The sequence below is a fragment of the Campylobacter concisus genome (assembly GCF_902460625.1).
Classification (GTDB): Bacteria; Campylobacterota; Campylobacteria; order Campylobacterales; family Campylobacteraceae; genus Campylobacter_A; species Campylobacter_A concisus_AD.
This window is the reverse complement of record NZ_CABPUT010000011.1, coordinates 1-9,483: the sequence shown is the minus strand read 5'-3', so window position 1 is coordinate 9,483 and position 9,483 is coordinate 1. Positions and strand designations below refer to the sequence as shown.

Here is a 9,483-nt window from a genome sequence, read left to right as displayed (position 1 = left end):
GCTTAAAGTTATTAAAAGTATGGCTTATGTATAATTTCAAAACTTCACGAAAAATCCCCGAAATTTATCGTTACAATGGAGAAAAAATGGAAAGAATTTCAGATATCATCGAGTCAATTGCAAATGAGAAAAATTTAGAGATAGAAGATGTAAAAGAGCGCGTTATAAGAGCCTTGATAAATACTGCAAAAAGGGTTTATGGCGAAAATTATGAGTATGGTGTGAGTATCGATGCGAATAAAAATTTAAAGCTTTATCAAAAAATTTCAATCGTAGCAAATGATGATGAGAGGCTTGAAGAAGACAATGAACACTTTTTAAGCTTAAAAGAGGCTAAAAAGATAGATAGTGGCGTAGAGATCGGAGATGAGCTCACTTACGAGCTAAGTCTTGATAACCTTGGTAGAACCGCAGCCCAGACGCTTCATAAGGAGCTTGAGTATCACATCCAGCGCCTAGTTGAAGAGAAAATTTTACAAAAATATAATGAGATGAGCGGCCACATGGTCTTTGGACCAGTTGTTAGAGTCGATAATGACGAAAACACATTTATCGAGATAGACGAGCTTCGTGCCATCTTACCACGCAAAAACCGCATAAAAGGCGAGAAATTTAAAGTGGGCGACGTGGTAAAAGCAGTCATTAGAAAAGTTTTTACAGATAAAAATTTAGGCATAAAGGTTGAGCTTTCAAGGACTTCACCTAAATTTCTTGAAGCACTGCTAACTTCAGAGGTACCCGAGATAAAAGATGGCGGTATTATCATTCAAGGAAGTGCTAGGATCCCTGGCGAAAGAGCTAAAGTGGCGCTAATCTCAACCACTCCAAACATCGATCCAGTTGGTGCAACGGTCGGCACAAAGGGCGTTAGGATAAATGCCGTAAGCAAAGAGCTTCATGGTGAGAGCATCGATGCGATCGAATACACCACCGAGCCAGCGATCTTGATAGCTCGCGCTATGGCACCTGCGATCATCACATCTGTAAAGATCGAAGAAAATAAGGCGATCGTAACGCTTGCGAGCGAGCAAAAGAGTAAAGCGATCGGTAAAAACGGCATAAATATCCGCCTAGCAAGCATGCTAACTGGCTATGAGATCGAGCTAAATGAACTTGGCTCAAAAACTAGTAGTAATGCAGAAAATAATGAGCCAATCAAAGATTTAAAAGCACTTTTTGGTGATAACTAATGAAATTTCAAATAAGAAAAGCGACTATTGACGATATAGACGTGATATGCGAGCTTGTAAGGGAGCTTGCTAGCTATGAGAATTTGAGCGATCAAGTCACTTTTACAAATGAAATTTTCGCAGACTCCATCTTTAATAAAAATCATGCAAAAGCCCTTGTCTGCGAGAGTGAGGGCAGGGTGATAGGATATGCTATCTATTTTTATACATTTTCTACATTTTTAGGGCTTGGTGGAATGTATCTTGAAGACATCTACGTCAAAAAAGAGTTTAGAAATCAAGGCATCGGCAAGGCATTTTTTAAATTTCTAGCTCAAATTTGCAAGGATGAAAATTTAAAAAGGCTTGAGTGGTGCTGTCTAAACTGGAATGAGCCAAGTATTAAATTTTATGAAAGTATGGGTGCTAAAAATCAATCACTTGAGTGGAGAAACTATCGCTTGGACGGCGGAAATTTAGAAAAGCTGGTAAATTTATAGCTTATTTTAAAGTATAGTAGTTGGTTAAAAGCTCAAATTTGCTTTGAAATTTGAGCTTGCTGGTGATTAAAATTTATATGTATATCCCATATAAAGACCTACATTTGTCTCTTTTATTTTTGCATTATCATATTTTGTTATAGGGCTATATTTTGTTCTATCTGCTTTTAGACCAAACTCAACTGCATTGTTTTCGTTGATAGAGTACTCAGCACCAATTCTTGCACCTAGTATCCAGCCATTCGTGTTAGCTTTTTCCGAGCCATCATGAGTGTCAAATACATCCATTTTAAGCTTTGAGTAGCCAGTGTAGCCACCAAGAACTAGTTTTATGTCCTTTGTCAATTCTGGTGTATAGTCTACGCCCACTATAAATTTATGTGTACTCCATTTTATTACTGTACCGTCTTCATCACCAAGTGACTTCTTTGCTTGAAAGTCGTAAATGTAAGCGCCATAAACTCTAAAACTATCAAAATCATAGCCAGCTTTTAGTCCAATACCTGGTTGAGCCTTTTTGACTTTTGTTGTGTCATTATCGCTTTTTGCTGTTAATTTTGAATTAAAAGAGTAATCTCCTTCGATTCCAATAAACGCTCCTTGTGCTAAAGCAGCGGCACTAGCCAAGCTTAAGCCTAAAGCAACTTTTAAAACTACATTTTTCATTTTTACTCCTTATTTAAAAATGTTTGACTGGTATTCTAAATTTTATTGGATTAAATAAAGTTTAAATATTCAATTAAATATATAAAAAACATAAAATAATTCAATTGTTTTCTTATCAGAATAAAATTTATAAAATCACTCGAAAAAAGGAGTGTAAAGTGGCTAAGATGACAAAACGTGATATGGCTTATCATTTAGACGTTGATGTCGCAACGCTTTACAACTGGCGAAAACACAAGCCAAACCTTTATCGTATTGTGATGCTTGGATTTAAATTTGATGAGCTTATAGAGCAGAGCAAAAAGACTTGTAATGAGCTTTGCGAATATGAAAATTTGATCAATCAAGACATAGAAAAATTTAGTAAATAATCGTTTAAAAATCATAATCTCTTTTATAATTGCAAGTGCTAGAAAAATCAAAATTTCTAAGATATTTTTGGCTAGATATTTTAAGTGAAGAAATTTGAGCTCAAAGCAAGCGCTTCAAGCTCAGTTAAATTTACTCGTTTAGGATAGAGAGAAGCTCTTTGTTGTCTTTTGTTTTTAGCATTTTTGCGTATAAAAATTTAAGCGCTTCGACATCATCCATTGTGGCGATCGCAGAGCGGATAGCCCAAATCTTTTGAAGCTCATCAGGTTTTTGAAGTAGTTCTTCTTTTCTTGTGCCTGATTTTAGTACGTTGATAGCTGGATAAATTCTGCGGTCTGAGATATTGCGGTCAAGCACGATCTCGCTGTTGCCAGTCCCTTTAAACTCTTCAAATATCACTTCATCCATGCGTGAGCCAGTGTCTATTAATGCGGTTGCGATGATGGTTAGTGAGCCGCCATGTTCGATGTTTCTAGCAGCGCCAAAGAAACGTTTTGGCTTGTGAAGTGCGTTTGCATCCACGCCACCAGTTAGTACCTTGCCGCTTGGTGGGGTCACTGTGTTATAGGCGCGTGCTAGACGGGTTATGCTATCAAGTAAGATGATGACGTCTTTGCCCATCTCAACTAGACGTTTTGCCTTTTCGATGACAAGCTCTGCCACTCGGACGTGATTAAGCGCTGGCAGGTCAAATGTCGAGCTAAAAACTTCACCTTTTACGCAGCGCTGCATATCGGTAACTTCTTCTGGTCTCTCATCAACCAAAAGTACCATGAGTTGGGCTTCTGGGTGATTTTTAGCGATGCCGTGAGCTAGCTCTTTCATAAGCTCTGTTTTACCACTTCTTGGAGGTGCGACGATGAGGCCACGCTGACCCTTGCCAATAGGCGTAAAAAGGTCAAGCACACGGCCTGTTAGCTTCATCGGATCGTACTCTAAATTTAGCTTTTCAGTTGGGAAAAGTGGGGTTAGGTTGTCAAATAATGGCCTCTCTTTTGCATCTGCTAGAGGCATGTAGTTTACTGCTTCGATCTTTAAAAGAGCGTAGTATTTTTCCTGATCTTTTGGCTCTCTTACTTGGCCGGTGATGATATCGCCTACACGAAGTGCAAATTTACGGATCTGTGAGTTTGAGACGTAAGCATCGTTTGAGCTGTCGCTTAAATTTGCATCAACAGCCCTTAAAAAGCCGTAACCTTCGTTTGTGATCTCTAAAATTCCAGTAAATAGTATAAAGCCGCCTTGTTTTGTCTGGGTTTTTAGTATCTCAAATATCAAATCCTGTCTGCGAAATTCACGCGGATTTTCGACGCCAACGCTATTTGCGATCTGTACTAGCTCGTCTAAGCTAAGTGTTCTTAACTCTTCGATCTTGTGTCCGTCAACTGGTACATGGGTTCTTGATGCTTGATGTTTTTTTGTAGTTTTTGTGTTTTGAGCAGCACTTTGCTCGGTTTGGTTATTTTCCATATTTCCTCTTTAAATGCGGGGATAATTTTGCAGAATTTCTAGGTTTCAAAAAGAAGTTTTTGAAAGTTTTGGCATTTTATAAAAATAAAACTTTGTTGTCAAGAAATGGCATAAAATAAAATTTTTGCTCAAAAATGGTTGATTTGCTATAATCTCGCCATTTTATAACGATAACAAAAGAAGAAATTTGTGCCTATTTTTGTAGTTTGCCTACCATAAATTTATATGGTGCGTAATAGGCATGCGATGCAATAATATTGGTAAAAATTTTAGATAAAAGAAAGTAAAAATGCCACAAAGTAGATGTGCTCATTGTAGATTAAAATTTGATGAAAGCGTGATGATCTCAAATGAAAGCGGACTTAAATTTTGCTGTGTTGGTTGCAAAGGTGTTTATGAAATTTTAAATGAAAATGGGCTTAGCGAGTTTTATGAACGTCTTGGTAAAAATACACTTACACCGGCAAGCAACGGTGCAAATATCAAAAATTTAGCAGCAAATTTTAGCGAGCTTGTGACAAAAGAGGGCGACTTTAGTCAAATTTCATTTTTAATCGATGGCATCACTTGCTCAGCTTGCATCTGGCTACTTGAAAAGGCGCTTTTTAGCTCACCGGGCGTCTTGGAGGTAAATATCAACTCGCTTAATCAAAAAGCGGTCATTGTTTTTGATGAGCAAGAGCTTTTAATAGAGCAGATAATTGAAAAAATTTATGCCGTTGGCTACGTCCCAAAGCCCTATGCTACGAGTCAAAAAGAGGACGAGCTAGCTAAGAAAAGAAGAAATTTTTACACAAAAGCGCTAGTTGGTATCTTTGCTACGATGAACATTATGTGGCTAGCCATTGCTCAGTATAGTGGGTATTTTAGTGGCATAAGAGGCGATATAAAAGATATTTTAATCTTTACACAGTTTGTATTAGCAACGCCTGTACTTTTTTATACTGGTAGCGAGTTTTTTAAAGGAGCAAAGATAGCCATAAAAAACGCTTCACCAAATATGGATTTGCTCGTTATCACCGGAGCTAGCATAACATATATCTACTCGATTTATGCGATGTTTACGAGGAGTGGCGAGAGCTATTTTGACTCGGTTGCAATGATCATCACCTTTGTTTTTATCGGTAAATTTTTAGAAATTTTGGGTAAGAAAAAGGCGCTTGAGACTTCAAATTTCTTAAATGATATGCTGCTTGCAAAGGTGTGCGTTTTAGAAGATGGTAAGGATGTTTTAAAAGAGCCAAGAGATGTAAATTTGGGCGAAAAGATCGCGCTTAGATCTGGCGAAAGGGCGCTACTTGATGGAGTGGTGCTTAGTGGCGAGGCAAGCGTGGATAGCTCAAGTCTAACGGGAGAGAGCCTGTCTGTGACCTTGGGAGTGGGGCAAGAGGTAAAAAGTGGCGTCATTTGCCAAAATGGACAAATCATCTATGAAGCAAAGGAAATTTTTAAAAATTCTTATCTAAATCAGCTTATAAATTTGCTCCAAAATGCTGAGCTAAAAAAGCCAAATATCGAGCTTGTAGTCAATAAAATCGCTTCTAAATTTTCTCTTAGCGTGCTGACTTTGGCATTTTTTACATTTTGGTTTTGGTACTTTAAATATGGCTTTTCAGAAGCTATCGTCACGGCTGTTAGCGTCATCGTGATCGCTTGCCCTTGTGCGCTTGCGCTCGCCACGCCAGTTAGTAGTGTCTGTGCCCTCGGTGTGGCCTTTAAAAATAGAGTACTTTTTAAAGAGGCTAAATTTTTTGAAAGCCTTGCAAAGTGCGATGTAGTGGTATTTGATAAGACTGGTACACTCACAAAGGCAGAATTTGAAGTTAGTGATTTTTTTATAAAAGAGAGCATAAGCTTAGATGAAATTTATTCGCTAGCTCTTATATCAAATCATCAAATAAGCGTGGCAGTGGCTAAATTTCTAAAACAAAAAGGTGCAAGGAAAATAGAGCTTAAAAATACAAATTTAAGCGTGGCAAAGGGTGTTGAGGCTGAAATTTCTGGTAAAAAATTTTATGCAGGAAGCAAGCGATTTTTAGTTGAAAATGGTATTAGCTTTGATGAAGCTGAAGAAAATGTGAGCTTTTTTGTGGGGCTTAATGGTGAGCTAGTGGCGAAATTTTACCTAAAAGATAGCGTAAAACCTGAAGCAAAGGCCTTGATAGACGAGCTAAAGAGCGCTGGCATGAAAGTGTGTATCTTAAGTGGCGATGTGCAAAAAGTGGTAAAAAACGTGGCAGATGAGCTTGGCATGAGTGAGTTTAGGGCAGAGATGTTGCCTGAAACGAAAGCTAAATTTATAAGCGAACTAAAAGAGCAGGGTAAAAAGGTGCTAATGGTAGGGGACGGCATAAACGACGCAGCAGCGCTTAGCCTTGCTCATGTTGCTATTTGCATGGGAAGTGGGGCGGCGATAAGCCTAGAAAGAAGCGATGTAGTGCTACTTGATGATAGTTTAAAAAGTCTAGCAAAGGCAATAAAAATCTCAAAATTTACTTACAAAACGATAAAGCAAAATTTGCTCTTTTGTCTTCTTTATAATGTTCTTGCTCTGCCATTTGCCGTATGTGGCTACGTCATTCCGCTATTTGCTGCGCTTTTTATGTCGCTTAGCTCGCTAAGTGTTATCTTAAACTCGCTTTATATTGTTAGAAAATTTAAGGAAAAATAATGGATAGCGCGACACTTGCGATGCTGGTTTTTATCTCGGTTTTGATGGGAGCATTTTTGCTTTTTGGCGTGCTTTGGGGGATAAAAAATAAGCAATTTGAGGACTACCGAAAATTTTTGGACGGAGCAAATTTAGACAATGAAGAGGCGCTAAATGAAGCTTATGAGCTAGAGCTTCGCAAAAAAGAAGCTCTAAAAAAAAGAGCAAAATCCAATAAAGATAAAATTTAGCTCTCAATCGTTGGCTCGCCAAAAAGTCTATTGGCCTCTTTTAGCGCACCTTGTTCTCTTTGTCTTTGAAGCTCTTCTGGCGTTTTTGGCTCTTTATTTAGCATCAAAGTAAAGTTATTTTTCTCGTTTTGCAGCTCGCTTTTTATCTCGGTTTTTGGCTCATTTTTAGTTTCAACGTTATTTGCATTTAGTCTTAAAATTTCCTCATCAAGCTCGTCTAGTTCGCTTTTTTCATTATTTTCTAAAGAGGCTTTAGGCGTCTTAGCTTGTGCTTTTTGTTCATCGCTCTTTGCATTTACTATCTTCGCATTTTGTCCAAAAAGCGTACGCAATATCTCGTTTAAGATTTTCCAATTTTTCTTAAAATATTCAAGATTTTCATCTTTTGCATTTACTATCAGTCCAAGCTCATTGTTATTAAAGAAGCTAAATTCTACAAATTCTTTAAAAAACTCGCCAAGATCATAATTTCTATCATAAATTTTTGTTAAGAAGAGTTCGTATGGACCTTGCATTTTAGCAGGAGCTACTTGACTTTTTTGAGTGATGACTTCTGTGATTTGAGTGGAATTTTCGTTATTTTTTGAGATCACTTCATTTATAGCATCATCAATATCTTGTAAATTTAGAGCTTCTATCATCATAAAAAGCATTAGCATTAGCACAAAGCCATTATCGCTACTTACATTTAGCATACCTTTAGCTTGTGCCAAAATCCTAAAAAATCTTTCATAAACAAGTAGAGAAATTTTTGAGTCGTTTTCTATAAATTTTTGCTTTAAATTTGCCAAAATTTCATCTATTATCATTTCTGGATCGTAGCTTTCAAGTTCGCTTACAAGCACTCTGATAGCATTTTTATCGTGATTTAAAACATGAGTTATTATCTCTTCGATCTTTTCTGGATCAAGAAGCCCTAACATCAATGCTACGCCATTTGCCGTGACATTATTTGCCCCGTAAATGATAGCTTGATCAAGAAGCGTCAAAGTATCTCTTAGTGATCCTCCGCCACTTCTTGCTAAAATTTCGAGTGCCTCTTTTTCGTAGCTAATGCCTTCTTTGCTTAAAATAAACTCAAGATGTTTAATGATGCTGTATCTGCTTATCTGTTTAAATCTGAAATGCTGCGTTCTTGAAAGCACCGTTGTTGGGAGTTTTAATGGATCAGTCGTCGCTAGGATAAATTTTACATAGCTTGGTGGCTCTTCAAGCGTTTTTAAAAGGGCGTTAAATGCCTCTTTGGTTAGCATATGTACTTCGTCGATTATAAAAATTTTATATCTTGCCATTGCTGGAGCATATTTTGTTTGCTCTATTAGCTCTCTTATATCATCTATCTTTCTATGGCTAGCAGCGTCCATCTCGATGATGTCCATATGTCTTGACTCATTTGCCATTATGCATTGTGGACATACTTCACATGGTTTTGAAGTAGGTCCTTTTTCGCATACTAAAGCTTTTGAAAATATCCTAGCACTTGAAGTTTTACCACTGCCTCTAAGCCCAGAAAACAGATATGCGTGGCTTATGCGACCCTCGTCAAGTGCGTGTATAAGACTTTTACTAACTGCTTCTTGACCGATAAGTTCATCAAAATTTTTAGGGCGATATTTCAAAGCTAGTGCTTGCAATGCGGTATCCTTTTTATAAAGTTCAAGGATTTTATAAAAAAAGGCATAAATTTATGATTATTTATCTTTTTCATATAGTTAAAATTTTCGATCTTTTAGATTGCTTTTAGTTAAATTTTAGATAATTGGTAATTTAAAAAGGATGAAAATGTCTGCATTTTGGAGTGGATTTTTTACAAGTTTATCTTTAATATTGGCTATCGGCGCGCAAAATGCATTTGTTTTGAAGCAGGGTATAAAAAAGGAACATATTTTCGCAGTTTGCTTAATATGCGCACTTGGTGATGCCTTGCTTATATTTGCTGGAGTTTTTGGTTTTGCAAAAGTGCTACAAAAATTTGAGTTTTTTAAACAGGTTGCCATATATGGTGGCTTTATCTTTTTATTTGTCTATAGTCTAAAGAGTTTGTATGGTGCATTTAAAAATCCCAAAAGCCTTCTTCCTAGTGCGCAACACGAGTCAAAATTTAGCAAAATAGTGCTTTTGACGCTTGCTTTTACTTGGCTAAAATCCTCACGTCTATCTTGATACGATGCTTTTAATAGGATCTATTTCAACAAAATTTGGGGATGAAAATATAATTTTTGGCATCGGTGCTAGTCTTGCATCGCTATTTTTCTTCTTTTCTTTAGGATATGGAGCAAGAGTTCTCGCTCCAATTTTTGCAAAAGAATTTTCATGGAAAATTTTAGAAATTTTTGTTGGGATTATTATGCTTCTAATCTCTTTTAGTTTACTTTTTGCTAAAGTATAGATAAGATACATAAAAT

At 36.9% G+C, this 9,483-nt stretch carries 10 protein-coding genes; 7 read left to right on the top strand and 3 right to left on the bottom strand.

From position 1 onward, the window contains the following. The first annotated feature begins 86 nt into the window (after positions 1-86). Together nusA and F3G69_RS08435 are read left to right on the top strand one after the other, a co-directional pair. Positions 87-1,190: a transcription termination factor NusA gene (nusA, locus tag F3G69_RS08440; protein ID WP_149714982.1), complete on the top strand. Its 1,104-nt coding sequence runs from the start codon at positions 87-89 to the stop codon at positions 1,188-1,190. After that, positions 1,190-1,669: a GNAT family N-acetyltransferase gene (locus tag F3G69_RS08435; protein WP_103599979.1), complete on the top strand. Its 480-nt coding sequence runs from the start codon at positions 1,190-1,192 to the stop codon at positions 1,667-1,669. The genes nusA and F3G69_RS08435 overlap by 1 nt, the downstream gene beginning before the upstream one ends. Positions 1,670-1,735: 66 nt before the next feature. Here the strand turns inward: F3G69_RS08435 and F3G69_RS08430 are convergent, their stop codons facing one another. Then, the gene (locus tag F3G69_RS08430; RefSeq protein WP_103599978.1) at positions 1,736-2,335 is read right to left on the bottom strand and encodes an outer membrane beta-barrel protein; all 600 of its coding nucleotides are present in this window, start codon (positions 2,333-2,335) and stop codon (positions 1,736-1,738) included. Positions 2,336-2,493: 158 nt separating this feature from the next. Between F3G69_RS08430 and F3G69_RS08425 the strand changes: the two genes are divergently transcribed. After that, positions 2,494-2,706, top strand: a complete 213-nt coding sequence (locus tag F3G69_RS08425) for a transcriptional regulator (RefSeq protein WP_002941953.1) — start codon at positions 2,494-2,496, stop codon at positions 2,704-2,706. Positions 2,707-2,836: 130 nt separating this feature from the next. On the opposite strand, the gene rho is transcribed toward F3G69_RS08425, so the two are convergent. Next, positions 2,837-4,177, bottom strand: coding sequence for a transcription termination factor Rho (rho, locus tag F3G69_RS08420; RefSeq protein WP_103599977.1), 1,341 nt, complete (start codon positions 4,175-4,177; stop codon positions 2,837-2,839). 289 nt (positions 4,178-4,466) lie between these two features. Between rho and F3G69_RS08415 the strand changes: the two genes are divergently transcribed. Continuing rightward, positions 4,467-6,848 (top strand): heavy metal translocating P-type ATPase, encoded by a 2,382-nt coding sequence (locus F3G69_RS08415; protein WP_149714981.1) that lies wholly within the window; start codon positions 4,467-4,469, stop codon positions 6,846-6,848. Continuing rightward, positions 6,848-7,078 (top strand): cbb3-type cytochrome oxidase assembly protein CcoS, encoded by a 231-nt coding sequence (gene ccoS / locus F3G69_RS08410; RefSeq protein ID WP_149714980.1) that lies wholly within the window; start codon positions 6,848-6,850, stop codon positions 7,076-7,078. The genes F3G69_RS08415 and ccoS overlap by 1 nt, the downstream gene beginning before the upstream one ends. Here the strand turns inward: ccoS and F3G69_RS08405 are convergent. Next, the gene (locus tag F3G69_RS08405) at positions 7,075-8,712 is read right to left on the bottom strand and encodes a DNA polymerase III subunit gamma/tau (RefSeq protein ID WP_103599974.1); all 1,638 of its coding nucleotides are present in this window, start codon (positions 8,710-8,712) and stop codon (positions 7,075-7,077) included. The two genes, ccoS and F3G69_RS08405, sit on opposite strands and share 4 nt — an antisense overlap. A gap of 148 nt (positions 8,713-8,860) precedes the next feature. Here F3G69_RS08405 and F3G69_RS09575 point away from each other — a divergent pair, with 148 nt between their 5' ends. Continuing rightward, a complete protein-coding gene (locus F3G69_RS09575) occupies positions 8,861-9,241 on the top strand; it encodes a LysE/ArgO family amino acid transporter (RefSeq protein WP_258033564.1) in 381 nt (126 codons plus the stop codon). A gap of 4 nt (positions 9,242-9,245) precedes the next feature. Beyond that, a complete protein-coding gene (locus F3G69_RS09570) occupies positions 9,246-9,467 on the top strand; it encodes a LysE family transporter (protein WP_258033563.1) in 222 nt (73 codons plus the stop codon). Positions 9,468-9,483: the final 16 nt, after the last annotated feature.

Coding starts and splice junctions, on each gene's coding strand:
- F3G69_RS08415 (WP_149714981.1), top strand. CDS start 4,467: ATGCCACAAAGTAGATGTGCTCATTGTAGATTAAAATTTGATGAAAGC.
- F3G69_RS08435 (WP_103599979.1), top strand. CDS start 1,190: ATGAAATTTCAAATAAGAAAAGCGACTATTGACGATATAGACGTGATA.
- F3G69_RS08430 (WP_103599978.1), bottom strand. CDS start 2,335: ATGAAAAATGTAGTTTTAAAAGTTGCTTTAGGCTTAAGCTTGGCTAGT.
- rho (WP_103599977.1), bottom strand. CDS start 4,177: ATGGAAAATAACCAAACCGAGCAAAGTGCTGCTCAAAACACAAAAACT.
- nusA (WP_149714982.1), top strand. CDS start 87: ATGGAAAGAATTTCAGATATCATCGAGTCAATTGCAAATGAGAAAAAT.
- F3G69_RS09575 (WP_258033564.1), top strand. CDS start 8,861: ATGTCTGCATTTTGGAGTGGATTTTTTACAAGTTTATCTTTAATATTG.
- F3G69_RS09570 (WP_258033563.1), top strand. CDS start 9,246: ATGCTTTTAATAGGATCTATTTCAACAAAATTTGGGGATGAAAATATA.
- ccoS (WP_149714980.1), top strand. CDS start 6,848: ATGGATAGCGCGACACTTGCGATGCTGGTTTTTATCTCGGTTTTGATG.